33 protein-coding genes are annotated in these 25,380 nt (G+C 68.8%); 23 read left to right on the top strand and 10 right to left on the bottom strand.

Going from position 1 to position 25,380, the window contains the following annotated elements; translation table 11 throughout:
• Window positions 1-28 precede the first annotated feature (28 nt).
• Both ABFG95_RS18240 and ABFG95_RS18245 read right to left on the bottom strand, forming a co-directional pair.
• On the bottom strand, window positions 29-1,822 hold the full coding sequence (locus ABFG95_RS18240) for a patatin-like phospholipase family protein (protein WP_278990411.1): 1,794 nt from the start codon (window positions 1,820-1,822) through the stop codon (window positions 29-31).
• Window positions 1,819-2,733, bottom strand: a complete 915-nt coding sequence (locus ABFG95_RS18245; RefSeq protein ID WP_278990410.1) for a hypothetical protein — start codon at window positions 2,731-2,733, stop codon at window positions 1,819-1,821. The genes ABFG95_RS18240 and ABFG95_RS18245 overlap by 4 nt, the downstream gene beginning before the upstream one ends.
• Window positions 2,734-2,895: 162 nt before the next feature.
• Between ABFG95_RS18245 and ABFG95_RS18250 the strand changes: the two genes are divergently transcribed.
• Window positions 2,896-3,339, top strand: coding sequence for a CesT family type III secretion system chaperone (locus ABFG95_RS18250; protein ID WP_278990408.1), 444 nt, complete (start codon window positions 2,896-2,898; stop codon window positions 3,337-3,339).
• A 27-nt stretch (window positions 3,340-3,366) separates the two neighbouring features.
• Here the strand turns inward: ABFG95_RS18250 and ABFG95_RS18255 are convergent, their stop codons facing one another.
• From ABFG95_RS18255 to sctW, 8 genes are read right to left on the bottom strand one after another with little or no spacing between them, the layout of a single operon-like run.
• Complete coding sequence (locus ABFG95_RS18255) at window positions 3,367-3,633, bottom strand: EscF/YscF/HrpA family type III secretion system needle major subunit (RefSeq protein WP_025137564.1); 267 nt, start codon at window positions 3,631-3,633, stop codon at window positions 3,367-3,369.
• A 10-nt stretch (window positions 3,634-3,643) separates the two neighbouring features.
• Window positions 3,644-3,916, bottom strand: coding sequence for an EscE/YscE/SsaE family type III secretion system needle protein co-chaperone (locus tag ABFG95_RS18260; protein WP_278990405.1), 273 nt, complete (start codon window positions 3,914-3,916; stop codon window positions 3,644-3,646).
• 24 nt (window positions 3,917-3,940) lie between these two features.
• Complete coding sequence (sctD, locus tag ABFG95_RS18265; RefSeq protein ID WP_054416290.1) at window positions 3,941-5,266, bottom strand: type III secretion system inner membrane ring subunit SctD; 1,326 nt, start codon at window positions 5,264-5,266, stop codon at window positions 3,941-3,943.
• A 25-nt stretch (window positions 5,267-5,291) separates the two neighbouring features.
• Complete coding sequence (gene sctV / locus ABFG95_RS18270) at window positions 5,292-7,385, bottom strand: type III secretion system export apparatus subunit SctV (RefSeq protein ID WP_049071206.1); 2,094 nt, start codon at window positions 7,383-7,385, stop codon at window positions 5,292-5,294.
• 8 nt (window positions 7,386-7,393) lie between these two features.
• The gene (locus ABFG95_RS18275; RefSeq protein WP_278990403.1) at window positions 7,394-7,753 is read right to left on the bottom strand and encodes a hypothetical protein; all 360 of its coding nucleotides are present in this window, start codon (window positions 7,751-7,753) and stop codon (window positions 7,394-7,396) included.
• Between the two features lie 8 nt (window positions 7,754-7,761).
• Window positions 7,762-8,169: a hypothetical protein gene (locus ABFG95_RS18280; protein WP_059269283.1), complete on the bottom strand. Its 408-nt coding sequence runs from the start codon at window positions 8,167-8,169 to the stop codon at window positions 7,762-7,764.
• A gap of 24 nt (window positions 8,170-8,193) precedes the next feature.
• Window positions 8,194-8,574, bottom strand: coding sequence for a hypothetical protein (locus ABFG95_RS18285; RefSeq protein ID WP_054416292.1), 381 nt, complete (start codon window positions 8,572-8,574; stop codon window positions 8,194-8,196).
• Window positions 8,571-9,671 carry a type III secretion system gatekeeper subunit SctW gene (gene sctW, locus ABFG95_RS18290; protein ID WP_049071211.1) on the bottom strand — a complete coding sequence of 367 codons (1,101 nt, stop codon included), beginning with the start codon at window positions 9,669-9,671 and terminating at the stop codon, window positions 8,571-8,573. The genes ABFG95_RS18285 and sctW overlap by 4 nt, the downstream gene beginning before the upstream one ends.
• Window positions 9,672-9,897: 226 nt before the next feature.
• Between sctW and ABFG95_RS18295 the strand changes: the two genes are divergently transcribed.
• The 22 genes from ABFG95_RS18295 (at window position 9,898) to ABFG95_RS18400 (ending at window position 25,350) form a co-directional block, all read left to right on the top strand.
• Window positions 9,898-10,623: a hypothetical protein gene (locus ABFG95_RS18295; protein ID WP_232732940.1), complete on the top strand. Its 726-nt coding sequence runs from the start codon at window positions 9,898-9,900 to the stop codon at window positions 10,621-10,623.
• 21 nt (window positions 10,624-10,644) lie between these two features.
• Window positions 10,645-11,448 (top strand): hypothetical protein, encoded by an 804-nt coding sequence (locus ABFG95_RS18300; protein WP_139122230.1) that lies wholly within the window; start codon window positions 10,645-10,647, stop codon window positions 11,446-11,448.
• An 84-nt stretch (window positions 11,449-11,532) separates the two neighbouring features.
• Window positions 11,533-12,129 carry a hypothetical protein gene (locus tag ABFG95_RS18305; protein WP_053085988.1) on the top strand — a complete coding sequence of 199 codons (597 nt, stop codon included), beginning with the start codon at window positions 11,533-11,535 and terminating at the stop codon, window positions 12,127-12,129.
• A gap of 37 nt (window positions 12,130-12,166) precedes the next feature.
• Complete coding sequence (locus ABFG95_RS18310) at window positions 12,167-12,478, top strand: hypothetical protein (protein WP_054416294.1); 312 nt, start codon at window positions 12,167-12,169, stop codon at window positions 12,476-12,478.
• Window positions 12,479-12,503: 25 nt separating this feature from the next.
• Window positions 12,504-13,007: a SycD/LcrH family type III secretion system chaperone gene (locus tag ABFG95_RS18315; protein ID WP_049071219.1), complete on the top strand. Its 504-nt coding sequence runs from the start codon at window positions 12,504-12,506 to the stop codon at window positions 13,005-13,007.
• A 1-nt stretch (window position 13,008) separates the two neighbouring features.
• The gene (gene sctB / locus ABFG95_RS18320; protein WP_049071221.1) at window positions 13,009-13,830 is read left to right on the top strand and encodes a type III secretion system translocon subunit SctB; all 822 of its coding nucleotides are present in this window, start codon (window positions 13,009-13,011) and stop codon (window positions 13,828-13,830) included.
• A 25-nt stretch (window positions 13,831-13,855) separates the two neighbouring features.
• Window positions 13,856-15,139 (top strand): type III secretion system translocon subunit SctE, encoded by a 1,284-nt coding sequence (gene sctE, locus ABFG95_RS18325; protein ID WP_049071223.1) that lies wholly within the window; start codon window positions 13,856-13,858, stop codon window positions 15,137-15,139.
• Between the two features lie 26 nt (window positions 15,140-15,165).
• A complete protein-coding gene (locus tag ABFG95_RS18330) occupies window positions 15,166-15,645 on the top strand; it encodes a SycD/LcrH family type III secretion system chaperone (protein WP_269449578.1) in 480 nt (159 codons plus the stop codon).
• A gap of 69 nt (window positions 15,646-15,714) precedes the next feature.
• On the top strand, window positions 15,715-16,107 hold the full coding sequence (locus ABFG95_RS18335; RefSeq protein WP_231891649.1) for a hypothetical protein: 393 nt from the start codon (window positions 15,715-15,717) through the stop codon (window positions 16,105-16,107).
• Between the two features lie 11 nt (window positions 16,108-16,118).
• Window positions 16,119-16,535 (top strand): type III secretion system inner rod subunit SctI, encoded by a 417-nt coding sequence (sctI, locus tag ABFG95_RS18340; protein ID WP_100504507.1) that lies wholly within the window; start codon window positions 16,119-16,121, stop codon window positions 16,533-16,535.
• Entirely contained in the window at window positions 16,535-17,380 is an 846-nt protein-coding gene (gene sctJ / locus ABFG95_RS18345; RefSeq protein ID WP_059269289.1) for a type III secretion inner membrane ring lipoprotein SctJ, read from the top strand. Before sctI ends, sctJ begins: the two co-directional genes overlap by 1 nt.
• Window positions 17,381-17,382: 2 nt before the next feature.
• On the top strand, window positions 17,383-18,039 hold the full coding sequence (locus ABFG95_RS18350; protein WP_049071231.1) for a SctK family type III secretion system sorting platform protein: 657 nt from the start codon (window positions 17,383-17,385) through the stop codon (window positions 18,037-18,039).
• Entirely contained in the window at window positions 18,009-18,659 is a 651-nt protein-coding gene (locus ABFG95_RS18355; protein WP_080977311.1) for an HrpE/YscL family type III secretion apparatus protein, read from the top strand. The genes ABFG95_RS18350 and ABFG95_RS18355 overlap by 31 nt, the downstream gene beginning before the upstream one ends.
• A gap of 2 nt (window positions 18,660-18,661) precedes the next feature.
• On the top strand, window positions 18,662-19,993 hold the full coding sequence (sctN, locus tag ABFG95_RS18360) for a type III secretion system ATPase SctN (RefSeq protein ID WP_054416299.1): 1,332 nt from the start codon (window positions 18,662-18,664) through the stop codon (window positions 19,991-19,993).
• Window positions 19,990-20,496 (top strand): type III secretion protein, encoded by a 507-nt coding sequence (locus ABFG95_RS18365; RefSeq protein ID WP_054416300.1) that lies wholly within the window; start codon window positions 19,990-19,992, stop codon window positions 20,494-20,496. The genes sctN and ABFG95_RS18365 overlap by 4 nt, the downstream gene beginning before the upstream one ends.
• Window positions 20,493-21,053, top strand: coding sequence for a hypothetical protein (locus tag ABFG95_RS18370; protein ID WP_348994828.1), 561 nt, complete (start codon window positions 20,493-20,495; stop codon window positions 21,051-21,053). Before ABFG95_RS18365 ends, ABFG95_RS18370 begins: the two co-directional genes overlap by 4 nt.
• A 12-nt stretch (window positions 21,054-21,065) precedes the next feature.
• Window positions 21,066-22,145: a type III secretion system cytoplasmic ring protein SctQ gene (gene sctQ / locus ABFG95_RS18375; protein WP_059272901.1), complete on the top strand. Its 1,080-nt coding sequence runs from the start codon at window positions 21,066-21,068 to the stop codon at window positions 22,143-22,145.
• A complete protein-coding gene (gene sctR / locus ABFG95_RS18380) occupies window positions 22,142-22,810 on the top strand; it encodes a type III secretion system export apparatus subunit SctR (protein WP_049071239.1) in 669 nt (222 codons plus the stop codon). Before sctQ ends, sctR begins: the two co-directional genes overlap by 4 nt.
• Before the next feature lie 7 nt (window positions 22,811-22,817).
• Window positions 22,818-23,084 (top strand): type III secretion system export apparatus subunit SctS, encoded by a 267-nt coding sequence (gene sctS / locus ABFG95_RS18385; RefSeq protein ID WP_049071240.1) that lies wholly within the window; start codon window positions 22,818-22,820, stop codon window positions 23,082-23,084.
• Between the two features lie 15 nt (window positions 23,085-23,099).
• Window positions 23,100-23,900: a type III secretion system export apparatus subunit SctT gene (gene sctT / locus ABFG95_RS18390; RefSeq protein WP_049071242.1), complete on the top strand. Its 801-nt coding sequence runs from the start codon at window positions 23,100-23,102 to the stop codon at window positions 23,898-23,900.
• Window positions 23,897-24,955 carry a type III secretion system export apparatus subunit SctU gene (gene sctU / locus ABFG95_RS18395; protein WP_054416415.1) on the top strand — a complete coding sequence of 353 codons (1,059 nt, stop codon included), beginning with the start codon at window positions 23,897-23,899 and terminating at the stop codon, window positions 24,953-24,955. Before sctT ends, sctU begins: the two co-directional genes overlap by 4 nt.
• Window positions 24,952-25,350 (top strand): CesT family type III secretion system chaperone, encoded by a 399-nt coding sequence (locus ABFG95_RS18400; RefSeq protein WP_054416302.1) that lies wholly within the window; start codon window positions 24,952-24,954, stop codon window positions 25,348-25,350. Before sctU ends, ABFG95_RS18400 begins: the two co-directional genes overlap by 4 nt.
• Window positions 25,351-25,380: the final 30 nt, after the last annotated feature.

Genomic DNA, 25,380 nt, shown 5'->3' on the forward strand with positions numbered 1-25,380 from the left:
CCGGTCCCGGGAGGGGGGCGGCCGTCGCTCAGGCCAGTTGCGGCATCAGTCCCGGTCCGGGCGCGACGTTGCCGTCCACCAGCGCCAGTAGCTGGCGTTGCGGGCCATCCAGCGCGGCATGAGCGCGCAGCGCCTGCTTTTCGCCGTCGGTCAGCAAGCCCGCCAGGTCGGCCAGGTTGTCGCATTCCATCGAATAGGCCTGATTGATGCGCACCGCGATCTGCTCCAGCGACTTCCAAGCCGACAGCATGTGCGCCTGGTGCTGGACTTCGTCGCTGATGCCCGAGGTCAGCGTGCTGATGCCGCCGTGGAACACCGGCAAGGCGTTCGGGCCGGACGCGTGGAGCTTGACCTTGTCGGCGAAGTCGGCGCCGGCCTGATCGGGATGGCTGGTGATCAGGTTGACGAAGAACGACTTGATCTTGCCCAGCACGCCCGGCGTCGGGGCCTGAGGCGGGCCGCCATGCATGATCTGGTAGGCCTTGCCGTTTTCGTCGAAGGTCAGCAGCAGGGTGCGGGCCTGCGTCTGGCCGAGCGCGTCGCCCGTCAATGCGGTGGGCACGCCTTGCGCGTCCTTCGGGTGGGTGAAGACCTCGGACGGCATGTTGCTGCCGATGCCGCCGTCGGCGTAGACCTTCTTGCCGCCGTCGGCCGTCTCCACCGACACCGCCTTGAACGCGATCGGGAACGACATCGACATGCGCGCGGCATAGGCGATGGGCATGTCCGGCGCGCTGTCGGCGTCGAAGTATTCCTCGACCTGGTCGGTCTTGTTCCAGCCGGTGAGCGTCAGCTGCTTGAACTTGTCGGGCGCCAGCGTGTTCAGCAGCTTCAGGTCGCCGAACGTGATCATGCTGTCCTTGTGTTCCTTGTCGAAATCCGGCAACTGCTGCAATCGGCTCAGGCGTTCGAGTTGGCGGTCGCTCAGCTGGCCCTGGCCGGCGAGCGCGACCAGCTTGTCCTGGAACGCATGCGTGTTCCAGTGCGTCGTGAGGTAGTCGTGCACGCTGCGCGCGGTGGTCTGGTCGACCACCTTCAAGGAAGCGACGGCGGGCGCCAGGCCGCCTTCCATTTTCAGGTCGGGATAGATGCGCGCCAGGTCGCCGCCGCCCTTGAGCGCATCGAGCATGCCCGGGCGGAACAACGCGTCGGCCGGCCCCTGCTCGAATTGCGCGGCGCTCAGGCCCGCCGCCAGGCAGGTGGCGGTGAGGGCGCCGGCGGACGAGCCCGACAGGTGCTTGAGTCCGGCCAGCATGCCGCTCTTTTCCATCTGGTCCAGGTGGGCGCTGTAACCAATGCCCTTGGCGCCGCCGCCGCGCAGCGCCATGTTTTCGAGCTGCGGCGCAGGGCGGATGACGATGTACTTGTCGCCACGCGGAATGATCTGCGGCCGGATGTCGGCCTGTGGCTGGTTGGCCATCAGCTCGGATCGCGCCGCGTCCACTTTCAACCGGTCCAGGGCCATGGAGGCGGCCTTGCCGGCCGACTTCATGGCGCTGGCGAAGTCCTTGCCATCGACCGAGCCGTCCTGCTTGCGCGGCAGCGCGTCGAAGGCGCGCTGGACGATGGCGTCGAAACGCGCCTGCACGTCGCCGGCGAAGTTCTCGATGCCCTTGGGGCCCATCATGTCAGCGAGCGCGCTGGTCTCGCGCATGAAGTACTGTTCGAACGAGCGCTTGGCCGCGTCAACGTGGGCGGCGTCGCGGTCGGGCGTGACGAATAGGCCTTTGAGCTGGCCGAGCAGCGAGGTGGGCGTCTGCGCTGGCGGTTGCCAGACGGAGGTGGCGGCGCTGTTCTGGATGGCGCTGGAGATGCCGTTCATACCAGCGCTCCCGGCGCGGCGGCGTTCGTGGCGCCAGCCGACATGCCAAAGGAAATCTGCGCGCCTTCGAGCGCCAGGTCGCGCACCAGCGCGCGCGTGTCCCGCGCCTGCGCCAGCTGGTATTGCAGCCAGCGCGGCCAGGTGTCGTCGTCCAGCCTGTCGAGCGCGATGCGGCCGGTGCCAGTCATGAACTGGCGGCTGTCCAGACCCACCACATAGGCGTGGCCGCGCAGCGCGTTCTGGTTGACCAGCAGCGCGCTCTTGATGACGGCGCGGCGCAGGCTGCCATGCAGCACGGCGGCGTCGTGCAGGAAGAAATCGGTCAGCAGCCGGCGGTTGTCGGGATGCAGCGTGACGCGGCCGGGCAGGTCGTCGAACAGCAGGTCGAACTGCCGCGCGCCGGCGGGCAGCGCATCTCGTCCGCAGGCCCGCGCCAGCCGCGCCAGGTCGCGTTCGGCCTGCCGCGCATCGCCTTGCGGACCGCGCGGCAGCGGCGCGGGCGGCGCGTCGTCGGGGGCGGGGCCGGCCAGGCGGTCGAGTTCGCGCAACAGAGCCTCGGCGATGTCGTGCAGCGCCTGCGCGTCGCAGGCCGCGTACAGCGGCAGGCTGAGGCTCGGACCCAGCTCGGGCGAGATGCCGCCGATCAGGCCGGCGCCCAGGCGCGTATCGAAGCTGCGGCGCAGCAACGCTTCGCCCTGCGGGTCGTCGAAGCCGGGCGCGTCGTTGAAGGCGAGGCGCCAGGCGGTCAGCACCACGCTGCCGTCGTGCGCGTTGCGCGCCATGCCCAGTTGATGATGGTCGTCCAGCGGGACGGCCCATTGCGCGGGCTGTTCGGTGTCGCCGGCCTGGAAATGCGCCTGTGCGTATTCGGCGGCGGCCCGCGCGATGTCGGTGAGGGAGTTGTGCGCCATGGATAACTCGCGGAGTGGAAATCACCCCATGAGTAACGGCAGCATGCCTTCCGGTTCCGTGGGACTTGGGATTCGCGCGGCGCGAGTGCCATAATGTCGCCTCGTCCATCTCGCGCTCCGGCGCGGCCGCGCCAGTCCGCGCCCGCCTCGCCACTCGTCACCGTGTCAGACCCTCATTTCGCCCAGGTGCTTTCCGAACTCGGCCAGGCGCTGGGCATTCCCGCGCTGGCGCCCGCCGACGGCGGCCTGTGCCAGCTGGCCTTCGATGGCCGCCACCTGGTGCAACTGATGGCGCACGGCGCGCGCGGCCAGATCCTGCTGTCGTGCGTGGTGGGCGGGGGCAAGATGGATGGCGCGCTGGCCCTGCTGGCCGCGCAGGGCAATTTCCTGCAGGCGGGCGGCGGCGTGGTGGCGTGCGCGGCCCCCGACGGCCGCATGCATCTGCAGCTGGCCGTGGCGCGCGAACAATGCGGCGCGGACGCGCTGCTGGCCGCGATCGACGCGTTGCTCAACCAGGTCGAGGCCTGGGAAAAACGCGCCGCGCGCGCGGAGCCGGGCGCGGATGCGCCGTGGCGCAATCCCGCCTTCATGATGCAGTCGGTCTGAACCCGCGCGGCCGAAGCCGGGCAGGGCTTAGCTGGCCTTCTGGATCACGCCCTTGAGCGAGTCCGCGATCTGCTTGGTGATGGTGCTCTGGATTTCGATCAGCATGGTCCATTGCTGCACCTGCTGCTGCATCTTCAGCATGTCGGCCTGCGATACGCTGCCGTCGGCGTTGGTGCGCATGTTCGACAGCGTTGTCTGCAGATTGCTTTCCTGCGAGCGGATGCTGTCGTAGATGGTGTTGTTCACGCTGTTGAAATTCAGGCCGGACGAGCCGGTCAATCCGTTCAGGGCCATGGTGCGTCTCCTAGCGGTTCAGGGGAGAAAAGGGCGTGCGCGGCGCGGGGGCGCCGGTGTCGGAATCGAGGGCGAGCCCGGCCAGCACTTCGCGCGCGGCGGCGGCGGCCTGCGCCACCGCCTGGCATTGCTGGAACGCGACGGGCACCAGGCCGGAGTCCAGGCGCTGGCGGGCCTGCTGCTCGAGCGTGGCAAGGCGTTGCGCCAGCGCGGCGCGCAGCGTGGCGCCGTCGGGGCCGGCGAGGCGTTGTTCCAGTTCAGTGAGGGCGGTCGGGTCGTTCATGTGTGCGGGCGGGCGGTTGACATGTCAGCGCGTCACGATGGCGGTGCGCGGGCCTTCGAAAATGATGCGGGTGTTTTCCACGGCGACCAGGCGGTACTTGCGATAGACCCCGCCCACGAGCAGCTTACTGCCGTCTTCGAGCACCACAAAGGGCTGCGGGCCGCCGACGACGCTGCGGATCACGAAAGGCACGCTGTCGGCGGCGGGCGCGGCACTGGCGGCCGCCAATCTGGCCACGCCCAGGTGGCGTTTGTTGAAGTCGTCCAGCACGTCCGCCAGGCGCGCCTGCTGGTCGTCGTCCAGCGCGCCGGCGGCGATTTCGAGATGGTCGGGTTTCCAGGTCAGCGTGACGCCGGAGAGGCCGGCGTCCACCAGTTGGCTCGACAGCGTGTCGCTGAGCTGCTGGGTCAGCGCGATGTCGTTGCCCAGCACCGTCATGCCCGGCAGTTGCGCCCGCAGCGCGTCCAGCGCCGAGGCCCGTTCGCGCGCGCTGCTGGCGACGCCAGCCACCGCCAGCCGGCCGTCGCCTTCGTAGCGCGGTTCGTAGCGCACGTTGAAGGCGCGCAGCGCGCCACGGGCCGTGCGCACCACCTCGTCTTCGTTGCTGATGCGCATCGCCGGCATCGGCCAGATCTGCGATAGCGCCGCCGCCACCGCGTCCTGTTCGGCGGCATTGCGCACCCAGCCCGACACCGTGACCATGCCGTCGCGCGCCATGGAGACATGCAGCCGCGAGGTCAGGCCCATGCGTTCGAACACGGCGGAGATCTGGCCCACCGACTGCTCGGCGGCGGCCAGGCGCGGGTCGATCCGCGGCGCGCGGCTGGCGGTCGAGGGCGGCATCAAGGCCAGGAAGATGGCGACGCAGATGGTCAGCACCACCGCGCCCAGGCCCAGCAGCACCGGCCAGGAGTCGCGTTTTCGGCGCCTGCCGGGCGCCGGTGGCAGGGGCAGCCGCCGTTCCAGCTGGCGTTCCTCGTCAGCGTTGTCGGCAGTGGCCGTGGGCGTGGGCGGCGCCGCGGGCTCGGACACGGGCGCCTCGGCATCGTTGGCGGCATCCGGCGCGTGGGTCCAGGGATCGCCGCGCCGCGCCACCGTGATCCAGACCGGGCCCAGCGGCACCGGGCGGTTGAACGGCGTGCCAGGCTGCCGGGCGGGCGTGGCATCGTCCAGCGTCAGGTCCCAGCCGGCTTCGCCGATGCGGATGCGCGCGGCGCGCGGGCCCATGCCATCGTCGGCCAGCACAATGTCGCAGGCCGGATCGGCGCCCAGCACCGAGCCATCCGCGACCTGGCAGCGGGCATCGCGGTGCAGCCCGGACAGCACGCGCAATTCCAGCGCTTCGCTCATGAGGGGGCTCCGGTTGCGGGGGCGTTCACAGGTCCACCCTGGCCAGCGGCTGTACGTTGATCTCCTGCGTCAGCTCCTGGTAGGACAGCACCGGCAATTCGTACAGGTCCTGCTCGATCATCTTGCGCAGGTAGCGGCGGATATCCATCGAGGTCAGCAGCACGGGCTTTTGCGCGGCGGCGGCCAGGTCGCCGGTGGCGCGCTTGATGTTGTCCACCAGCTTGCGCGAGGCATTGGGATCGAGCGCCAGGTAGCTGCCGGCCGAGGTCTGGCGAATGGCGCCGCGCACGGTCTCTTCGACGTTGGGCGCCAGCAGGTAGGCGGGCAGGATGTTCTGGCCGCTCGAATATTTGTAGCTGATATGGCGCTTGAGCGAGACGCGCACGTATTCGGTCAGCAGCACCGAGTCCTTCTCTTTCTGGCCCCATTCGATCAGCGCTTCCAGCACCGCGCGCAGGTTGCGCACCGAGATATCCTCGGACACCAGCCGCTGCAGGATCTCGGCGATTTTCTGCACCGGCATCACGCGCAGCGCTTCCTTGACCAGATCGGGGAAGCGGTCTTCCATCGCCGTCAGCAGGAAGCGCGTCTCCTGGATGCCGATGAAGTCCGACGAGTATTTCTTCAGCACGAAGGCCAGATGCCAGGTCAGTACCTGGTGCGGGTCCAGGAACGGAATGCCGGCGGCCGACAGCGTCGGCGCCAGGCCGGCGTCGACCCACAGCGTGGGGATGTTGGGCAGGAAGCGCTTGTCGGTTTCGTAGGGCACCTGCAGCGCCTGCAGGTTCTGTTCCGTGTCGCGCACCAGCACCGCGCCCGGCCGCAGCTTGCCTTGCGATACCGGCACTTCGGACAGCAGGATGTTGTAGGTGTCGGCGGGCAGCGCATCGTTGAAGCGCAGCTGGATGCCGGGGAACGGCACGCCCAGGTCGAAGTAGAGCGCGCGGCGGATCTTCAGCAGTTCCTCGTTCAGTTCATCGGCGTCGAAGCTGCGCTGCAGCGCGGCGGCCACGTCGATCATCAGCGGCAGCGTGGGCGCGAATTCGGCGCTGCCGTCGGCGCGCGGCTTGGCCTGCGGCTTCTGGCCGTCGGCCGCCAGCGCCGGGATCTCGGTGATTTCGCCGGTCTTTTCGTCCACCACCTTGCGCGTGCCGCGCAGCAGCACGAAGCCGATGGTGCCGACCACCGCGGCGAGCGCCAGGAAGGTCAGGGTGGGCATGCCGGGGATCAGGCCCATGCCGACGGCGATGGCGGCGGCAATCAACAGCGCGCGCGGTTGCGCCAGCACCTGGGCGCCGATGTCCTTGCCGACGTTGGAAGGGCCGTCGCCGGTCTGCACCCGGGTCACGATGATGCCGGCGCAGATGGCAATGAAGAGCGCGGGGATCTGCGCGATCAGGCCGTCGCCGATGGTCAGGATGGAATACACCTGCACCGCTTCGCCGGCGGACAGGCCGCGCTGCATGGTGCCGATGAGAATGCCGCCGAGCAGGTTGACCGCGACGATGATGAGACCGGCGATGGCGTCGCCCTTGACGAACTTCATGGCGCCGTCCATGGCGCCGTACAGCTGGCTTTCCTTTTCCACCACCGAGCGGCGCTTGCGCGCCTCGTCCATGTCGATGGTGCCGGCGCGCAGGTCGGCGTCGATCGACATCTGCTTGCCGGGCATGGCGTCCAGCGAGAAGCGCGCCGCCACTTCGGCCACCCGCTCGGCGCCCTTGGTGATCACGACGAACTGCACGATGGTGAGGATCAGGAACACCACCAGGCCGACGATCAGGTTGCCGCCGACCACGAAGTTGCCGAAGGTCTCGATGATGTGGCCGGCGTCGCCCTGCAGCAGGATCAGGCGGGTGGTGGCGATCGAGATGCCCAGGCGGAACAGCGTGGTGACCAGCAGCACCGACGGGAATGACGAGAACGCCAGCGGCGACGGCAGGTACATGGCCACCATCAGCAGGATGGCCGATAGCGTCATGTTGGCGCCGATCAGCACGTCGACCAGCGTCGTCGGCAGCGGCAGGATCATCATGAAGATGATCGAGACGATCAGGACCGCCAGGACGATATCGTTGCGGCTGGTGGCGGCGGCGACGACGCGGTTCAGGGCTTGCATGGGGCGGCTCACGGCGTTTCCGCTTCGGTGGGCGCGGCCGCGGGGGCGGGGCGCAGGGCAACGTAGGCGCGCATGGCCGCGGCGGCCTCGTCGCGCCGCTCCAGGGCCAGCAGGGCCTGCGAGCGGATCAGGTGGAAGGGCGCGTCGACGCCGCCCTGCATGGCCAGCTGGTCCAGGGTCGACAGGGCGGCGTCGGGCTTGCCGGCGCGCAATTGCGCCAGCGCCAGCGTGGCGAGCTGGCGGGGGTCCGCCAGCCCCAGCGTGCGCAGCGCGTTCAGCACCACGGCGGTCTTTTCGGGCCGGTTGTTTTCCAGGTAGACATAGGCCAGCAGGCTGAGCAGCTCGCGGGCGTCGGGCGTCAAGGGCATGGCGGCGGTCATCCCTGGTACAGCGCGCTGCGGTACATGGCGACCAGGTCGCGCAGGCCGGCCTCGTCCTTGAGCAGCCGCACGGCGCGGTTGAGCGCGCGGGCGTCCTCGGGGTTGCGGTCCTGGCTCTGCTCGGCCGCGGCGGACAGGCCATCCAGCGTCGCCTGCAGGGCCTGGGCGAACTTGCCGGGCAGCAGCAGGTCGCGGTTGGCCAGCGTGGGACGCAACTGGTTGTCCAGGTAGCGGTCGGTGTTGGGCGTGTCCAGCAATTGGGCCAGTTGCGCCTTGACCCCGTCGGCGGGCGGGGTCAGTTCCTGGCGCTCCGGCAAATGCTGGCCCGCCGCTTCGCGGCCGGCATAGGAAATGCCGTCCAGGCCGCGGTCGAAGGCGAAACCGCTGATGCGCATATCGGACATGGTGTGAGGGTCTCCGTCGCGGGGTCAATCGGCGCGGGTGTCGTCGAGCCAGCGCGCCAGCCGCTCCACCGCCTGGCGCAAGGCGGGGGCGTCGCTGTGGGCTGCCGGCAGCCGCGTCAGCGCCAGCAGGCGCGGGATGCCGTCCTGTTCGCGCAGGGCGGCCTGCACCGGCGAGCCGTCCAGGTGGGCATGGTGGGCCCGCCGCCAGGCCCGCAGCAGGCGCTGCGCGGCGTCGTAGGGCACCGGTTCGGACACGTAGACCAGCACCTCGTCGCCGGCCGCCTCGATGGCAACCCGGCGGCCCGAGTCCAGTTGCAGCGCCACATTGCCGCGGGGGCCCAGGGCCAGCCGCTCCAGGCCGATGGTTTCGCCGAAGGCGCCCAGGGCGCGATCCAGGCCGTTCATTCGTATTCCTCGTCGATGGCCGCGTCCAGGGCCAGTTGCGCCGCGCTCAGGGCCGACTGGCGCGCGTCCACGTCGGGAAACATCGGCAGCGGCAGGTCCTTGAGCACCGCCCGTACGCCGCCCAGGAATGTGATGCGCGCCGCCACCGAGTCCGCGCCATGCGAGGCCGCGAGCGCGGCGAAGCGCGATTCCGACAGCCATTTCTCGTTGCTGATGTTGACCAGGTCCTGCATCAGCCGGTCGGCCGCCAGCGGCTTGCCGTGGTCACGGGCCATCTTTTCGCCGAGTTCACCGCAGCCGTCGAGCACCGTGACCGCCACGCCCAGCTGATACAGATCCTGCATCAGCGCCTGCAGCCGGTCCGGGCTGGTGGACGGGCGCGCCGCCGCCAGGTCCTGGCCGAGCGCCTGGATCAGCTGCTGCAGGCCGCGGCCGACGTCCTTGCCGCCGAAGCGTTCCAGCGCCAGCGTCAGGGTCTTGGCCAGCGACGCTTCGCCCAGCACCACGTCCTGATAGGTGCGCTGGAAGTCGGCCACGCCGCGCGCGTCGCCGGCATAGCCGGCGGCCGCGCCGATAGTGTTCAGGCTGGCGCGGATCTGCGGGCCGCTTTCCAGTTCCAGGTCGGCCAGCGCCTCGCGCAGGCCGTCGAGCACGTCCTCGGGCGCGCCGTCGCGTTCGCCCTGGCGCAGCGCGTATTGCAGCCCAAGGTACTGGCGGGCGGCATCGCCGAAGGCCCGGGCGGCGGCCTGGCGCGGGTCGGCGCCGCCGGCCAGCAGGTGGCGCGCCAGTTCGATCAGTTTTTCCTGGGCGTCGGCATCGTGCGACTCGGCCAGGTAGGCCACGATGGCCTCGGCGCTGAGCAGCTGCAGCGGGGCGTCGCGGCCGATCTTGCGTTCGGCGTGGTGCTTGTCCTCGGTCTTCTCGGCCATGTGCAGGCTGAGTTCCTCGGCGGAATCGGCCAGCGAGACCTCGCCGTCGACCGCCACGGCGGCCTGGCCCAGCATCGTGCCAACCTGCTGCTGGCCGTGCTGGATGTCGGCGTGCGAGGTCGTGGACGAGAAAGCGGAAGGAGGCAGGCCGGCGTCGATACGGTTCATGAAGGCGCGAGGAACGGCGGACGAATGCCGCGCACAGTCAGGGGTAGTAACGGATGGGCGGGGAAAGTTCCATCTTCTTTGCATGGAACCCTGGCACGGCGGCGGTTACGTACACGGGCAGGCCGCGGATTCCACGGAGTTCGGACAGGCCGCAAGGCGTTTCAGGGTTAACCCGTGCCGTCCGGCTGTCGTGTGTCGACGAGGACGGTCGATCAAGGAGAAAGGAATGGCTACGGTTTCCGGAGTGGGAGTGGGGGGCGTTGCGGGCATGGACCTGTCCAGCATGGATCTGGAGACCGCATTGATGGCGGTGCAGACCCAGCGCTCGCAGATGCTGGAGGACGCCTTGCGCCAACAGCTGGATTCGGTCAATGGCCGCAATGCGCAGATGGCCGGCCTGAACGAGGCCATGAACGCCAAGAACGCCGATAGCCTGAAGCTGGAGTCGTCCAACGTGGCGCTGCAGGGGCAGATTGACCAGCTCAAGGACCTGCAGGGCCGCCTGTCGGCGAGCAAGTGTCCCAACCCCGAGGGCTGGTATGGGCTGTCCTGGGGGCAAGGCGATGATAAGGCGCTTTCGCACGCCACGCTGGACCAGATCAAGGCGGCCGGGCTGACGATTCCCAGCGGCGACGATGCGCCCCGCGACGTCGATCGCAACGGCACCATGGATGCAAAGGGGCGCGTGGTGCAGGGGTTCGTCGACCAGCTCGGCGCCAAGATCTCGGCGCTCGAGGCCCAGGTGGCCAGCAACGGCAAGGCCATCGATGCCAACAAGCAGGCGGTCAACGAGATCAAGAGCTCGCTCGATAACCTGAGCAATACCCAGCAGATGGAAATGCTGCGGCTGCAAGGGCTGACGGGCAAGCGCAATGAGGCCTTCGATGTCATGACCAACTTCATCAAGAAGATGCAGGAGAGCCGTTCTTCGATTCTCGGCAACATGCGGTGATGAAATAAAAGGGGGCGGATTATGGTCGGAGCAGCCAATGCCAGTCAGCCCAGCCTGGGAGGCGTAGGCCTGGAGAGTTCCAGCGGCGTGCGCGGCGCTGACCTGGTGGGCGCCGACCAGGAGACCGCGATGCTCAGCGTGCAGGGCGAGCGCGCCCGTCTGCTGGACAAGCAGGTCGAGACGCAGATCCAGGAATTACGCGCGCTGAACCGGCGCCTGGAGTTGCTCAACATCGTGCAGGCCGGCCTGAAAGCGGTGCAGGCGCAGTTCAATGCGGGCGCCAAGTACGACAAGGAATGGGATGACGCCAGCGGCGGCTGGAGCTATCGCCAGGCCGACCGCATAAACCGGGCGGCGGCGGAGGCCGGCATCAACCTGGGATTCGCCTCCGACAGCAATACCTGGCGCCTGTTCGGCCACATGGGCGACATGAAAGACTTTGCCCGCGCCTATTTGCCTTCGGAGCAGGCCCACCTGCTGGAGCAATGGCGCGACAAGGCAGACCTGCGCGGCCACTTGCTGGCCGCGCAACTTGTCGACCGGATGGCGGGCCACGACGGTTTCATGACGCCCGACTACCCCGGGCAAACCCTTAATCGTTGCCCGGGCGGCATCCGCTACGACTCGGAATATGGCGAATTGCGCAAAGCGGTGACCCGGGTCCAGGGCGCCATCGACGAGGCTTCGAATCTGCAACAGGACCAGCTGCTGCGGCTGCAGGCGCTGATGAACCGCCGCAATGAGTCCGCCGACATGCTGACCAACTACATCAGGAAGATGCAGGACAGCCGGATGGCGATTTCCGAAAAGATTCGTGGAACCTGACGCCCGGTTCCGTTACTTACGCAGCATAGTCGGCCAACCGCAACATCGAAACCAGGCGATTCGCCCGGACCAGGAGCCTCTCCCATGAGCGTGAACATGAACCCCGCCGGCGTCGGCGCCATCAACATGACCGATATCTCCGGCATGGATATCGAGACCGCCCTGATGATGGTGCAGACCGAGCGTACCAAGCTGCTGGACAGCCAGCTCAAGAGCCAGATCGAGGAAGTGCAGAAGCGCAACGAGCTTACCGGCGCGCTGAACGATATGCAGGCCAAGCTGAACGGCATGAAGGGCACGCTGGACTCCAAGGACGCCAAGCCGGGCGACAAGGTCAGCGAAGGCGCGGGCACGCCCACCAACAAGACGCTGGCCACCGAATATGCCACCCAGGCGTTCAAGCTGGGCATGGACCCGGCGCCGGTGACGGCCACGCCGATCAAGGACGCCGCCGGCAATGTCGTCGGCGCGAACGTGACCGGCATGCCGACCCGCGAAGGCCTGGAGAAGGCGATCCCGGACCTCAAGAGCAAGCTCGACTCGGCCAGCAACAGCCAGCAGATGGACATGCTGCGCCTGCAGAGCCTGTCGAACAAGCGCAATGAAGCCTTCGACACCATGACCAACTTCATCAAGAAGATGCAGGACAGCCGTTCGTCGATCATCGGCAATATGCGCTGACTCTCCTTTCCACCCGCTCGCAATCCGGAGAACGGCAATGGCCGACACCCAAGACCAGAACATCCAGGACCTCATCGAACGCGCAGAAGCCGCCGTGCGCGAGGCCCAGCGGTCAATCGAAGCATCGGACGACAACCTGCGCAAGCTCGGGCTGGATCCCGACAAGGTGCGCGCCACGCTGCAGGCGCAACCGATGGACGAGCGCCAGCGCCAGGAGGCCGAGGCGTTGTTCCGCCAGGACATGGAGGCTGTCGACCGCGAAGTCGAGCAGGAAGCCGCCTACGCCCGCCAGCGCAGCACGCCGCGCGCGCCAGGCGCGCCGGTCAAGCGTCCGCGCACGATGGTCTGACGCCTGACGTCTCCGGGAGCCCGTGATGAATACCGCCGCCCAGGCGCCGATGACCGGCGAGGAATATGCAGCGCTGCAAGACCAGATCGTCGACCAGATGGCCCGCGGGGGCAGCCTGCGCCAGCTCAAGGGCATGACCGCCGATGAATGCGAGGCGCTCTATGCGCTGGGCTACGGCCTGTATGAGAAGGGGCGCTATGCCGATGCCCTCAAGGTGCTGGCCTACCTGGTGACTCTGGACCACACCGAGCATCGCTATCTCGTGGCCCTGGGGGCCGCGGCCCAGGCCATGGGCAAGCATGCCGACGCGTTGCAGCAATACATGGCCGCGACACTGCTCGATCCGCTGGAGCCGGCGCCCGTGTTCCATGCCGCGCAATGCCTGCTGGAAATGGGCCAGCCCGCGGCCGCCCTGCAATCCTGCGATCTGGCGCTGGCCATGTGCAAACCGGATCGCCATGCCGCGCTGGCCGAGCGTGCGCGAGGCTTGCGCGATCTGTTGGCGGCGCGCGGCGCCAAGGAGAATTGAGATGATCAACGTCAATAATTCGGCCGGCATCAATCCGGCGTTGCTCGACCCGCTGGCCGGCGCGGAAGCCGCCAAGGCGACGGCTCCCGGTTACACCGCGCTGGACCCCGCGCAGTTCATTGGCAAGGGGGGCGCGGCCGACAAGCTGGCCGCGCTGGGTCTGCCGCCGCCGGCGAGCGGCGCCTTTGCCGGCGCCGCCGACGCGCTGAACAAACTGATGGCCAATGCCGACACCGATATGTATGCGGTGATGGCGTTGCTGCAGAAGATATCGCAGGAACAGCGCAACGCGGCCCGGGCCGATCGCGCCGCATCGCTGGATGCGCAGACACAGTCGCTGCTGGCCGCGGCCGACAAGATCAAGGAAGCGGCGGAGGAGCGCTTCAAGGGCGCGCTGGCGCAAGGCATCAGTCAGATCGTGGGAGGCGCGTTGCAGGCGGGCGTCGGCGCCGCTGGCGTGGCGGCCATGGGCGCCTCGGCCCGCATGACCACCACCTCCAGTCCGTTGACCGCGCAGCAGACCGTCACGCAGGCCAGGCTGGATGGCTTTGCCAGCAATTCCTCCGGCATTGGCCAAGGCTTGAGCGGCATGGCCGGAGGTGTCGGCGGCATTGTCCAGGCTGCCTATGACCGCAAGGCGGGCGAGGCCGATGCCGCCAGGGCCCAGCTGGAGGCCCAGGCCAAGGTGGCCGAGTCCGGCGCGCAGCATGCCAACGACATGATGCAGCAGATGATGGACGTCATCCGCGACATCCGCGACAAGCTCGGCGCGATCGAGCAGAGCCGTGGCGAGACCAATCGCGGCATCGCCCGCAATCTCTGAGTCCGTCAGAAGAGGAACCGACACCATGGACATCCGCCCATCGACCGTCAATGCCGGATTGACACCGACGCTGGAGCCGTCCGGCGCTGGAGCCGCCGCCGGCGCGGCGGCCGAGGCCGCCCTGCGCGCCGCCAGCGGCCTTGACCTGGCCGCGTTGGCATCGCAGTGGGCCTCCAGCGTGGCGCAGGCCCGCAGCGGCGGCGGAGATGGCGTGACCAACGCCAACGGCAAGCCGGCCATCGCGCCGCCGGCCCGTGAATTCTCTGCCGCCGAAATGGTCGATCTGCTGCGGGCCCTGCAAGGCAAGACGCAGGATGCGCAGTTGCGCAGCGCCAAGGAAAACATCGAAAACAACCGCATCGAGCAGGCCAAGAACAACGAGGAGCAGGCGCGCAAGGTCGACGAATGGATCCAGAAGAGCAAGGAGGCAGAGAAGGGCGGCATCCTGGGAAAGATCTTCGGCTGGATTGGCGCCATCGTGGCCGCTATCGCGGCGGCGCTGATGGTGGTGGCGGCGGTGGCGGCCACGGCCGTCACGGGCGGCGCGGCCGGCCCGGTCATGGTGACGCTCGCGGCCATCGCGGTGGCGGGGGCGGTCAGTCTGCTGGCCAATCAGATATCGGCCGAGTGCGGCGGCCCTGAAATCAGCATCAGCAATCTGGTCACCCAGGTGGTGAGCAAGCTGTTGCAGGCGTTTGGCGTGGAGCCGGAGCTGGCCGAGAAGATTGGCAACATCGTTGCCGGCGCCGCGATGCTGATGACCGGCGCCATCCTGATCGAGCCGGGTGCCTTGGGCAAGATGGCTGGCGCCATCGCGGTCGTCGCGGGAGCCGATCCGCAGACCGCGGGCTATATCGCGATGGCGGTCGGCCTGGCCGCGACGATTACGGTCGGGGTGGTGATGGCGGTGGCTTCGTTCGGCGCGGGGGCGGTGTCCGCTGGCGCCAACGCGGCCGCCAATGTCGGTTCGCAGACGGCGCGCACCGTGGCCGACAGCGTCAAGACCGCGGGCCAGGTGGCGTCGGGCGCGGCGGCGGTGGCAAAGGGGGCGGGGCAGGTCATCACGGGCGCCGAGACCATCAAGTCGGCGCAGGCGCAGGAGGCTGCCGACAAGGTGCTGGCCGACAAGAAAGCGCTCGAGGCGCTGCTGGTCAAGCTGCAGGCTTCGATGGAGGAGGACCGCGAGAAGATCAAGAGCGTGATGCAGGCCATGGACGAATCGATGCAGATGGTCAGCAAGATGATCAATGCGGCGGCCGACAGCATGAGCCAGGTCACCGCCAATATCGGCAAGCGCGCCATGGTCTGACTGGCGTCAATATCGGAGCAAACCACGTGTCCCAAACCTCATCCGCGACTTCGCGCAGCGCCTTCGGGCAGCAGCTGTATGACGGCCTGGCGGCCTTGCCGGCCAGCCAGCGGCTCACGGCCGACCAGCTCGAGGTGATCTACGCCATGGCCTATGCGCATGTGGCGCAGGCCCAATACGCCCAGGCGCTGCCGTTGTTCGCCTTTCTGTCGCAGTACGGTCCCACCCGCAAGCACTACCTGGCGGGACTGGCCCTGTGCCTGCAGATGCAGGCACGCTACGAAGAAGCGATCCGGATCCATTCATTGGTCGGCGTGCTGTTTCCGCTGGCGCCCGAAGCGACGCTGCGCGTGGCGGAATGCCAACTGGCATTGGGGCAGGCCGAGGCCGCGCGCGAATCGTTGCAATTGGTGGCGGCCGCCGCCCAGGACGACGACGCCTACGCCCAATTGGGCGCGCGCGCGGCGAGTCTGCTGGTTTTGACGGGAAAAGGAGCCTCCTCGTGAGACGGGAATGCAATGATCGATAGGGCGGGCGCAGGCGCGGCAACAGCCGTCTCGGGTGAGACGGCTTTTGTGCTTGATGCGGATGACGCGCGCATCCTGGCCGAAGTGGGATTCCTGGCCGCCGGTCGCGGCGACGTGCCTCATGCCGACGCCATCTTCCAGGCGTTGCGCGCCCTTCGGCCGGGGCGTGCCTATCCGTGGCTGGGGCTGGCAGTGGCGCGCCTGAACGCGGGTAGCGCGGACGAGGCGGTGCGACTGCTGGAACAGGGAGAGGCCAGCGCGGCGGGCGAGCGCGCGCTGTTGGCGGCCTGGCGCGGCCTGGCCCTGCAACTGGCTGGCCGCAAGGCCGAGAGCACGCGCGTGCTGCAGGCTTGCGCGCAGGGCGCGGCCGGTGACGAAGGCGCCGCGCTGGCGCGTTCGTTGCTGGGGTTGCGGAACGAGATGAACAACGACACGTTTTAGCTAGGAAAATCATGGAGATCACCGCGCTTTCCGCCGCAATGGCGCCCGTGCTGGACACGATAAAGACCGCGCCGTCCGAGCTGGTCACGCAACGCTTCGCGCAATTGATGGCCGCGCCCGAAGCCGGCGCGCCCGCGCTGACCGGCCTGCAGGCCGCGCTGCAGACTGCCTTCACGCCCGCGGTCGACGCCGCGCCGGCCACGCTCGGCAACCAGATCCTGGCCAGCCTGCGCAGCACCACCACCGAGTATTCGGAAAAGTGGCAGAACATCGCGGGCCGCCTGGACGCCATGTCGTCGGCGCCGGCCATCGCCGACATGCTGCGGTTGCAGGCCGACCTGGTGCAGGTGTCGGTGCAGTACGAGCTGGTCGGCAAGGCCGTCTCGCGCACCACGCAGAACATCGATTCGCTCGTCAGGATGTCCTAATGCACGCCGCTACAACCCTGCCTCTCGCGGCGCCGCGCGGCCCTGGCCCGGCCGGGGCGCTGCCGCGCCTGCGCTGGCTGCTGCTGTGCCTGGCGCTGCTGCTGGCCGCCTGCGGCTCGCGCGTGGAATTGTTCTCGGCCGCCAACGAAAGCGAGGCCAACGAGGTGCTGTCGGTGCTGCTGGACGCGGGCATCGCCGCGCAGAAGGCCACCACCAAGACCGGCGTGGCGGTGTCGGTGGATGGCCAGCAGGTGGCGCGCGCGCTCGATATCCTGCGGGCCCGCGGCCTGCCGCGCGAGCGTTTCGACGGCATGGGACAGATCTTCCGCAAGGAAGGGCTGGTGTCGTCGCCCCTGGAAGAGCGCGCCCGCTATATCTATGCCCTGTCGCAGGAACTGACCAACACGCTGTCGCAGATGGATGGCGTGCTGGCCGCGCGGGTGCACGTGGTGCTGCCCGAGCGCGGCGGCGTGGGCGAGAACACCACGCCGTCGACCGCCGCCGTGTTCATCAAGCACCAGACGGGCTACAACCTCGACGCCTTGCAACCGCAGATCCGCAAGCTGGTGACGCACGCGATTCCGGGGCTGACGGAAGACCGGGTTTCGATCGCGCTGGTGTCGGCGCAACCGGCCGCTTCGGCGTCGGCCGCCGGCGCCGCCACGCGCCAGGTGCTGGGCCTGGAGGTCGGGGAAGGATCGTCCGCCACGCTGCTGGCGTGGCTGGCGCTGCTGGTTCTGCTGGTGCTGGCGCTGGCCGGCGCCCTGGGCTATGTGCTGTGGCGCTATGGCGTGCCCGGCCGCGGCCGGCCCGAACGCCGCGAACCCGTGGCCGAGGCGCGCTAGCGATGGCGTCCGCATCGGCGCTGCTGGAGCGGGGACTGGTGGCTTTCAACCAGCTGCCCAGCCGTACCCTGCATCCGAGCCGCCACGCGACCTATGCGCCGCCCGCGGCGCTTGCGGTGATCGCCGCGGCGCCGGCGTTGGCGCCGGCCTGGCATCGGCATTGGTCGCGCGAGATCCTCGACGCGCTCGGGCTGCGCCAGCGCCCGGTGGTCGATGCGGCGCGGCCCGAGCTGGCGCTGGCGTTGCTGGCGCCGGATGCGCTGGCGCAGTGCGCCCGACGCCTGGGCGCGGTGCTGTGCGGTCCGCGCTTGCGCCGCGCCATTGCCGGTGACGAGGTGCGGACGCTGATCGCGCATTTCGGCGCGGAGCTGCTCGACTTCACGCGCCGCGCCGCCGCCGGCCTGCACGGCGGCCTGCCCGATAGCGCCGGCTGGACCCTGGCCGAAACCACCGCCGCGGTGGACACGCTGGGCCTGGGCGCCTTGCGCGCCGCCCTGAGCGGCGCCGGCCCCGAACTGGCGTTGCGGGCCGAATTGAAGCTGCCCGACCAGCCCACGCCGCCGGCGCCGCTGCCCGCGCCGCAGGCGCTGGCGCTGGGCCTGTCCCTGCTCAAGCAAACGGATTCCTCATGGCTTTCCTCATTCCCCGCGATCCGCTGACCCCGCGCCAGGCGGACGAGGGCGGCGCGGGCCGCGTCGATCCCGCCGCGCGCGTGCTGCGCGCCGCCGAACATCTGGCCTGGGCCGACGCCGGGCAGTTGCTGGCGCAGGCGCGGGCGCGCGCCGATGAGATCATCGGCGGCGCCCAGGCGGCATTCGAGGCCGAGCGCCAGCGCGGCTATGACGAGGGCCACGAAACGGCGCTGCTGGACCAGGCCGAGAAGATGATCGAAACCGTCGGCCGCACGGTCGAGTATTTCGCCGGCGTCGAGAACGAGATGGTGGAACTGGTGATGTCGGCCGTGCGCAAGGTGGTCGATGGCTTCGACGATCGTGAGAAGGTCATGGTGGTGGTGCGCAACGCCCTGGCGGTGGTGCGCAACCAGAAGCAGATGACCCTGCGCCTGAATCCGGCCGAGGTCGATACGGTGCGCGAGCAGATCAACGACCTGCTGGCCGCTTATCCGGGTGTCGGCTACCTTGACATCCTGGCCGACGGCCGGCTGGCGCGCGGCGCCTGCATCCTGGAAAGCGAGATCGGCATGGTCGAGGCCAGCCTGGAAGGGCAGATCCAGGCGCTGCGCCAGGCCTTCCAGCGCACCTTGGGAAGCCGGGTCTAGCGATGCGCCAGTTCGACTACATCTCCGAAATGATGGAGCTGGCGCTGCAGGACACGCCGACGCTGCGCATCAAGGGCCGCGTGACCCAGGTGATCGGCACCATCATCAAGGCGGTGGTGCCGTCGGTGAAGGTGGGCGAGGTCTGCATCCTGCGCAATCCCGGCGAGAACTTCGAGATGAAGGGCGAGGTGGTGGGATTCGCCCGCGACGCCGCGCTGCTGACGCCGATCGGCGACATGTACGGCATTTCCACCGCCACCGAGGTCATCCCCACCGGCCGCGCCCACATGGTGCCCGTGGGGCCGGGCCTGCTGGGCCGCGTGCTGGATGGACTGGGCCGGCCGCTGGACGAGGCCGAGCTGGGGCCGCTGGAGGCCAGCAAGTTCTACCCCGTGTTCGCCGAAGCGCCCGATCCGCTCAAGCGCCGCATCATTTCGCAACCGCTGGAACTGGGCGTGCGTGCGCTGGACAGCGTGCTGACCTGCGGCGAAGGCCAGCGCATGGGCATCTTCGCCGCCGCCGGCGGCGGCAAATCGACGCTGATGGGCATGCTGGTCAAGGGCGCGGCGGTGGATGTGACCGTGGTGGCGCTGATCGGCGAACGTGGCCGCGAAGTGCGTGAATTCCTGGAGCACGAGCTGGGCCGCGAAGGCCGGCGCAAGAGCGTGATCGTCTGCGCCACCAGCGACAAGTCGTCGATGGAGCGGGCCAAGGCCGCCTACGTGGCCACGGCCATCGCCGAATACTTCCGCGACCAGGGCAAGCGCGTGCTGTTCCTGATGGACTCGGTGACGCGTTTTGCGCGCGCCCAGCGCGAGATCGGCCTGGCCGCCGGTGAACCGCCGACCCGCCGCGGTTATCCGCCATCGGTATTCGCCACGCTGCCCAAGCTGATGGAGCGCGCCGGCATGAACGAACACGGCTCGATCACCGCGCTGTACACCGTGCTGGTGGAGGGCGACGACATGACCGAGCCCATCGCCGACGAGACCCGCTCCATCCTCGACGGCCACATCGTGCTGTCGCGCAAGCTGGGCGCGGCCAACCACTATCCGGCGATCGACGTGCTGGCCTCCGCCAGTCGCGTCATGAACGCGGTCATCACGCCCGAGCACAAACGCGCCGCCGGCCGGCTGCGCGAGTTGATGGCCAAGTACCAGGAAGTCGAGCTGCTGGTGAAGATTGGCGAATACAAGCGCGGCGGCGACGCCGTGACGGACGAGGCCATCGACAAGATCGGCGCGATCAACCAGTTCCTGCGGCAGCGCACCGATGAACGCGCCACGCTGCCCGAGGCGCTGGCGCAGATGTCCGGCATCGTGGGGACGGCATGAGCGTGTTCGACGAATTGCTCGCCATCAAGCGCTTTCGCGAAGGCCAGGCCGAGATCGCGGTGTCGCGCCAGCGCCTGCGGCACGCCGAGGCCGAGGCCGCGCGCCAGGCGTCCGAGCAAGCGCTGGCGGATTTCCGCGATGAGTCGGAGCGGCGTGAGCGCGCCATGTACCGCGACCTGTGCAGCCGGGTGGTGCGGGTGCGCGAGATCGAGAGCGTGCTGCAGGGCGTGGCTGGCCTGCGTGAAGGCGAGCGCCAGCGCGAGCAGGCGCTGGACCAGGCCGCGCAACGCCTGCGCGACGAAGCCCAGGCGCTGGCCGAGCGCCGCGACCAGCATCAGCAGGCGGTGCGCCTGACGGGCAAGTTCGTGGAACTGGCCAGCATTCACCTGGCCGAGCACCTGAAGGCACTGGAGCACAAGGAAGACATGGAGATGGAAGAGGCCGCATCGCTATCGCGCGACCGCGAGGACTGGGAGCAGCACGAGGAGTTCGAGCCGGTATGAGCATCGACCGACGCATCGGCCTGGACACCGCGATTGCCCAGGGTTCGGGGTTGACCCAGTCGGACGGGCAGGCGGCTGGCCGCCAGGCCAGCGATGCCGATCGCCGCGCATTCGAGCAGGCCTTGGCGCGAGACGGCGACGACCCGCGTCCGGCCCCGCCCGCGGCGCCCACGCCGTTTTCGCTGTTCGGCGCTGTGCGCGGCGATGCCGTCCCGCCCGCCGACGGGCCGTCCCGGGCGCTGGCCGAGGCCCTGCTGGGCAGCGCCGAGCAGCTGCTGGTGGCCGATGGCAGCCAGGGCCGGCGCCAGGTGCGGGTGGAATTGAAGGAAGAGGTGTTGCCGGGGGTGAGCGTGTCGGTCTACCAGGCCGAAGGACGCGTGATCGCCGATTTCATCTGCGCCCTCGAAACCTCGCGCGAGCGCCTCACCGCCCTGGCCCGGCCGCTGGCCGAACAACTGGCCGAGAGCCTGGGCCGGCCGACACGCGTGCGCGTCGCCACCGACGACCCGGAAGACCCCTGCCTGGCGGAGACCGACGCCGACGCGCCGCTCCGTTGATTGCTGGAACCCATGACCGAAAGCACGCTTCTCTCTCCGTCCCCGCTGCCCTTGCCGCGCCTGTCCGGCAACGAGGCCCGCGCGCGTTCGCTGGTGGCCCGCCACGGCGCCGATCTGGCGGTCACCCTGGCGCCGCTGGCCGGCGGCGATGCCGAGCCCACACGCTGGCGCCTGGGCTTTACGCCCGGGGTGCCCGACGCCTTGCGGCAGTCGGCCACGCTGTCGGCGGACCTGGAATGGGCCGGCGCGCGGTTGCGCCTGGGCCTGCCAGCGGGGGCCGCCGCGGCCTGGCTGGCGGCGCGGTTGCCGGACCTGGACGCGGGCGAACTGCCGCCGGCCCTGGCATCGGCCGCCATTGAGACGCTGTTGGCCGAAGTGGTCGCGGGGCTGGGCGAGGCATCGCCCGGCGGTCCGCTGCGGGTGGTGGGCCGCGATACCCCCGCGCCGGCGCTGGCGCATGACTGGACGCTGGCCGCGCGCCATCCCGCCAGCGGCGAGACGATCTACGCCACGCTGGCGGCGGATGGGCTGGGTCTGATGCTGCTGGCCGGCCTGGTCGGCCGCGCCGCGCCGACGGCCAATGAGATCGATACCGATGCCGTGCCGGTGCGCATCGCCGCCTGCCTGGGCTGGACCGACCTGGGCGCCGCTGAACTGCGCGGGCTGGCGCCGCGCGACACCCTTTTTCTCGACCACTATCTGGTGTCGCCCGACGGCGAACTGTGGCTGGGCGCCGGCGGCCAGGGGCTGCGCGTGCGCCGCCAGGATTCCTCATACCTCGTTACCCAAGGCTGGACTTCCCTCATGACCGAGACGCCGCAACCGCCGCAGGACGCCGAAGCGGGCGCCCAGACACCGCTCGATATCGACGCCATCCCCGTCCGACTGACGTTCGAGCTGGGCGAACGCCAGATTACGTTGGGCGAGCTGCGGCAACTGCAACCCGGCGAGACCTTCGACCTGGCGCGGCCGCTGGCCGATGGCCCGGTGCTGGTGCGCGCCAACGGCGCGCTGGTGGGCAGCGGCGAGCTGGTCGAGATCGACGGCCGCATCGGCGTCACGCTGCATCGGCTGGGCAAGGCGGGCGCATGAGCGGCGCGGATCCGATCAGCCTGGCGGTCGTCCTGGCGCTGCTGGCGCTGGTGCCGCTGGCCGCGGTCATGACCACCTCGTTCCTGAAGATCGCGGTGGTGCTGACGCTGGTGCGCAATGCCCTGGGCGTGCAGCAGGTGCCGCCCAACATGGCGCTGTACGGGCTGGCGCTGATCCTGTCCGCCTACGTCATGGGGCCGGTGGTGATGCAGATCGGCGACGAACTGCGCGCCCCGCCGGCGGCGGTGGCGCCGGGCACGCCGGAGCCGGACCGGCTCGAAGGCATCCTGGACGCGGTGGCGCGCGGCGCCGAGCCCATGCGCGCCTTCATGCTCAAGAACAGCCGCGCGGAGCAGCGCGATTTCTTCCTGCGCACCGCGCGCGGCCTGTGGGGCGAGCAGCAGGCCCGTAACCTCAAGGAAGACGACCTGCTGGTGCTGATCCCGTCGTTCCTGCTGTCGGAGCTGACCGCCGCGTTCCAGATCGGCTTCCTGCTGTATCTGCCGTTCGTCATCATCGACCTGATCGTCTCCAACATCCTGCTGGCGATGGGCATGATGATGGTGTCGCCGGTCACGATTTCCATGCCCCTGAAGCTGTTCCTGTTCGTCATGGTCGACGGTTGGACGCGGCTGATCCAGGGCCTGGTGCTGTCCTATACCTGAGGCCGCCATGGGCACCGTCGACCTCGTCTCTTACATGACCCAGGCGCTCTACCTGGTGCTGTGGCTGTCGCTGCCGCCGATCGCCGTGGCGGCGATCGTGGGCACGCTGTTTTCGCTGTTCCAGGCGTTGACGCAGATCCAGGAACAGACGCTGTCGTTCGCCATCAAGCTGATCGCGGTGTTCGCCACGATCCTGCTGACGGCGCGCTGGCTCAGCGCCGAGCTTTACAACTTCACGATCTCCGTGTTCGACCTCTTCTACAAGATCCACTAGGAGCGGCGCGCCACCATGATCTCGGGCATCACCTACGCCGAAGCGAAAGTCTTCCTGGGTACGCTGGCGCTGACGCAGCCGCGCATCCTGGCGCTGTGCGCGATGCTGCCGCTGTTCAACCGCCAGCTGCTGCCCGGCATGCTGCGCTACGCCTTGTGCGCCGCCATCGGCCTCGTGCTGGTTCCCGCGCTGGCGCCGCGCTATGCCGTGATCGAGCTGGGCGCGGTGGAATTGGTGCTGCTGGTGGCCAAGGAAGTCTTCATCGGCCTGGTGATGGGTTTCCTGGTGGCGATTCCGTTCTGGATTTTCGAGGCGGTGGGCTTCGTGGTCGACAATCAGCGCGGCGCCAGCCTGGGCGCCACCATCAACCCGGCCACCGGCAACGATTCCTCGCCGCTGGGCATCCTGTTCAACCAGGCCTTCATGGTGTTCTTCCTGGTGGGCGGCGGCTTCATGCTGATGCTGACCATGCTGTACGACAGTTTTCGCCTGTGGGACCTGTGGGACTGGGCGCCGACCCTGCGGCGCGAGAGCGTGCCCCTGATGCTGGACCAGCTGGGTCGCTTCCTGCGGCTGACGCTGCTGTTCGCCGCGCCCGCCATCATCTCGATGTTCCTGGCCGAAGTCGGGCTCGCGTTGGTCAGCCGCTTCGCGCCGCAGTTGCAGGTGTTCTTTCTGGCGATGCCGATCAAGAGCGCGCTGGCGCTGCTGGTGATGGTGCTCTACATGAGCACACTGTTCGAGTATGCCGCCGAGGCCACGGGGCAGATCGGTTCGGCGTTGCCGTTCCTGGACAACCAATGGCGGGCTCCATGAGCGGCGAAAAGACCGAACAGCCCACCCACAAGAAGCTGCGCGAAGCGCGCCAGAAGGGCGACGTCGCGCACAGCAAGGACTTCACGCAGACGTTGCTGGTGCTGGCGCTGTTCGGCTACCTGCTGGGCAATGCCCACGGCATCGTCGAGGCGCTGGGCCGGCTGATCCTGATCCCGTCCACGCTGGTGGGGCAGCCGTTCGAACAGGCGCTGCCCGTGGCGCTGGAGGCCGCCCTGCGCGAAGCCGTCTACCTGGTGCTGCCGTTCGTGCTGATCGTGCTGATCGTGGGCATGTTCGCCGAGTTCCTGCAGGTGGGCGTGGTGCTGGCGTTCGAGAAGCTCAAGCCCTCGGCCAAGAAGCTCAACGTGATGAGCAACCTGAAGAACATCTTTTCCAAGAAGAACCTGGTCGAGCTGCTCAAATCCGTCATCAAGATCGCCTTCCTGTCGGTGCTGGTGACGCTGGTGGTGCGCGACGCGCTGCCGGAACTGATGGCCGTGCCGCACAGCGGCCTGGCGGGCCTGGAGGCGGGCGTGGGCGGCATGATGCGCACGCTGATCGTGAACATCGCGGTGGCCTATGTGGTGATTTCCCTGGCCGATTTCGTCTGGCAACGCATGCAGTACCGCAAGGGGCTGATGATGAGCAAGGAAGACATCAAGCAGGAGTTCAAGGAGATGGAGGGCGACCCCCACATCAAGCACAAGCGCAAGCACCTGCACCAGGAGATGGTGATGCACGGCGCGGTCGCCAGCACGCGCAAGGCGTCGGTGCTGGTGACCAACCCGACCCACCTGGCGGTGGCCATTTACTACGAGCCCGACGAGACGCCGCTGCCGGTGGTGCTGGCCAAGGGCGAAGGCGCGCTGGCCGAGCAGATGATGGCCGCGGCGCGCGAGGCCGGCGTGCCGGTGATGCAGAACATTCCCCTGGCGCGCGCGCTGATGGCGTCCGCGCAGCCCGACCAATACATCCCCAGCGAACTGATCGAGCCGGTCGCCGAAGTCCTGCGGCTCGTCAGGAAGCTGGCCGGCAATCCGGACGACCCGACATGAATGCACCCCAACATCCCCTGATATCCGCCTACGCGGCGCGGCACGGCCTGCCGCCTTCGACCCGTGCCGATGGCCGCCTCACCGTGGTGGTCGACCAGACCTACCGCGTGCATCTGCAGCCGGCGCGCGACGGTTGGCTGGCGATGAGCGCGCGCCTGTGCGCGCTGCCGGCCGGCGATCTCGACCGCGACCGGCTGGTGACCGAAATCGGCAAGCTGGCCGCGGGCATGCTGGCGCGGCACGCGGCCACCTGCGTGGTCGACCCGCAGGGCCGCGCGCTGTGGCTGCAGCAGTCGCTGCAGCCCGGCAGCGGCGAACTGGCGCTGGACGAAGCCCTGGGCGCGTTCACCAATGCGCTTTCCTTTTGGGCCGGCGCCGTGCGGCGGCTGGCATGAACAAGCGTGACGGGCGTGGCGCCCGAGGAG

The organism is Achromobacter sp. HNDS-1, assembly GCF_040084795.1.
Classification (GTDB): Bacteria; Pseudomonadota; Gammaproteobacteria; order Burkholderiales; family Burkholderiaceae_B; genus Achromobacter; species Achromobacter ruhlandii.

What these genes read in the sequence shown, in the direction of transcription:
- ABFG95_RS18240 (WP_278990411.1), bottom strand. Translation starts at nt 1,822, where the DNA reads ATGAACGGCATCTCCAGCGCCATCCAGAACAGCGCCGCCACCTCCGTC.
- ABFG95_RS18245 (WP_278990410.1), bottom strand. Translation starts at nt 2,733, where the DNA reads ATGGCGCACAACTCCCTCACCGACATCGCGCGGGCCGCCGCCGAATAC.
- ABFG95_RS18255 (WP_025137564.1), bottom strand. Translation starts at nt 3,633, where the DNA reads ATGGCCCTGAACGGATTGACCGGCTCGTCCGGCCTGAATTTCAACAGC.
- ABFG95_RS18260 (WP_278990405.1), bottom strand. Translation starts at nt 3,916, where the DNA reads ATGAACGACCCGACCGCCCTCACTGAACTGGAACAACGCCTCGCCGGC.
- sctD (WP_054416290.1), bottom strand. Translation starts at nt 5,266, where the DNA reads ATGAGCGAAGCGCTGGAATTGCGCGTGCTGTCCGGGCTGCACCGCGAT.
- sctV (WP_049071206.1), bottom strand. Translation starts at nt 7,385, where the DNA reads ATGCAAGCCCTGAACCGCGTCGTCGCCGCCGCCACCAGCCGCAACGAT.
- ABFG95_RS18275 (WP_278990403.1), bottom strand. Translation starts at nt 7,753, where the DNA reads ATGCCCTTGACGCCCGACGCCCGCGAGCTGCTCAGCCTGCTGGCCTAT.
- ABFG95_RS18280 (WP_059269283.1), bottom strand. Translation starts at nt 8,169, where the DNA reads ATGTCCGATATGCGCATCAGCGGTTTCGCCTTCGACCGCGGCCTGGAC.
- ABFG95_RS18285 (WP_054416292.1), bottom strand. Translation starts at nt 8,574, where the DNA reads ATGAACGGCCTGGATCGCGCCCTGGGCGCCTTCGGCGAAACCATCGGC.
- sctW (WP_049071211.1), bottom strand. Translation starts at nt 9,671, where the DNA reads ATGAACCGTATCGACGCCGGCCTGCCTCCTTCCGCTTTCTCGTCCACG.
- ABFG95_RS18295 (WP_232732940.1), top strand. Translation starts at nt 9,898, where the DNA reads ATGGCTACGGTTTCCGGAGTGGGAGTGGGGGGCGTTGCGGGCATGGAC.
- ABFG95_RS18300 (WP_139122230.1), top strand. Translation starts at nt 10,645, where the DNA reads ATGGTCGGAGCAGCCAATGCCAGTCAGCCCAGCCTGGGAGGCGTAGGC.
- ABFG95_RS18305 (WP_053085988.1), top strand. Translation starts at nt 11,533, where the DNA reads ATGAGCGTGAACATGAACCCCGCCGGCGTCGGCGCCATCAACATGACC.
- ABFG95_RS18310 (WP_054416294.1), top strand. Translation starts at nt 12,167, where the DNA reads ATGGCCGACACCCAAGACCAGAACATCCAGGACCTCATCGAACGCGCA.
- ABFG95_RS18315 (WP_049071219.1), top strand. Translation starts at nt 12,504, where the DNA reads ATGAATACCGCCGCCCAGGCGCCGATGACCGGCGAGGAATATGCAGCG.
- sctB (WP_049071221.1), top strand. Translation starts at nt 13,009, where the DNA reads ATGATCAACGTCAATAATTCGGCCGGCATCAATCCGGCGTTGCTCGAC.
- sctE (WP_049071223.1), top strand. Translation starts at nt 13,856, where the DNA reads ATGGACATCCGCCCATCGACCGTCAATGCCGGATTGACACCGACGCTG.
- sctI (WP_100504507.1), top strand. Translation starts at nt 16,119, where the DNA reads ATGGAGATCACCGCGCTTTCCGCCGCAATGGCGCCCGTGCTGGACACG.
- sctJ (WP_059269289.1), top strand. Translation starts at nt 16,535, where the DNA reads ATGCACGCCGCTACAACCCTGCCTCTCGCGGCGCCGCGCGGCCCTGGC.
- ABFG95_RS18350 (WP_049071231.1), top strand. Translation starts at nt 17,383, where the DNA reads ATGGCGTCCGCATCGGCGCTGCTGGAGCGGGGACTGGTGGCTTTCAAC.
- ABFG95_RS18355 (WP_080977311.1), top strand. Translation starts at nt 18,009, where the DNA reads ATGGCTTTCCTCATTCCCCGCGATCCGCTGACCCCGCGCCAGGCGGAC.
- sctN (WP_054416299.1), top strand. Translation starts at nt 18,662, where the DNA reads ATGCGCCAGTTCGACTACATCTCCGAAATGATGGAGCTGGCGCTGCAG.
- ABFG95_RS18365 (WP_054416300.1), top strand. Translation starts at nt 19,990, where the DNA reads ATGAGCGTGTTCGACGAATTGCTCGCCATCAAGCGCTTTCGCGAAGGC.
- ABFG95_RS18370 (WP_348994828.1), top strand. Translation starts at nt 20,493, where the DNA reads ATGAGCATCGACCGACGCATCGGCCTGGACACCGCGATTGCCCAGGGT.
- sctQ (WP_059272901.1), top strand. Translation starts at nt 21,066, where the DNA reads ATGACCGAAAGCACGCTTCTCTCTCCGTCCCCGCTGCCCTTGCCGCGC.
- sctR (WP_049071239.1), top strand. Translation starts at nt 22,142, where the DNA reads ATGAGCGGCGCGGATCCGATCAGCCTGGCGGTCGTCCTGGCGCTGCTG.
- sctS (WP_049071240.1), top strand. Translation starts at nt 22,818, where the DNA reads ATGGGCACCGTCGACCTCGTCTCTTACATGACCCAGGCGCTCTACCTG.
- sctT (WP_049071242.1), top strand. Translation starts at nt 23,100, where the DNA reads ATGATCTCGGGCATCACCTACGCCGAAGCGAAAGTCTTCCTGGGTACG.
- sctU (WP_054416415.1), top strand. Translation starts at nt 23,897, where the DNA reads ATGAGCGGCGAAAAGACCGAACAGCCCACCCACAAGAAGCTGCGCGAA.
- ABFG95_RS18400 (WP_054416302.1), top strand. Translation starts at nt 24,952, where the DNA reads ATGAATGCACCCCAACATCCCCTGATATCCGCCTACGCGGCGCGGCAC.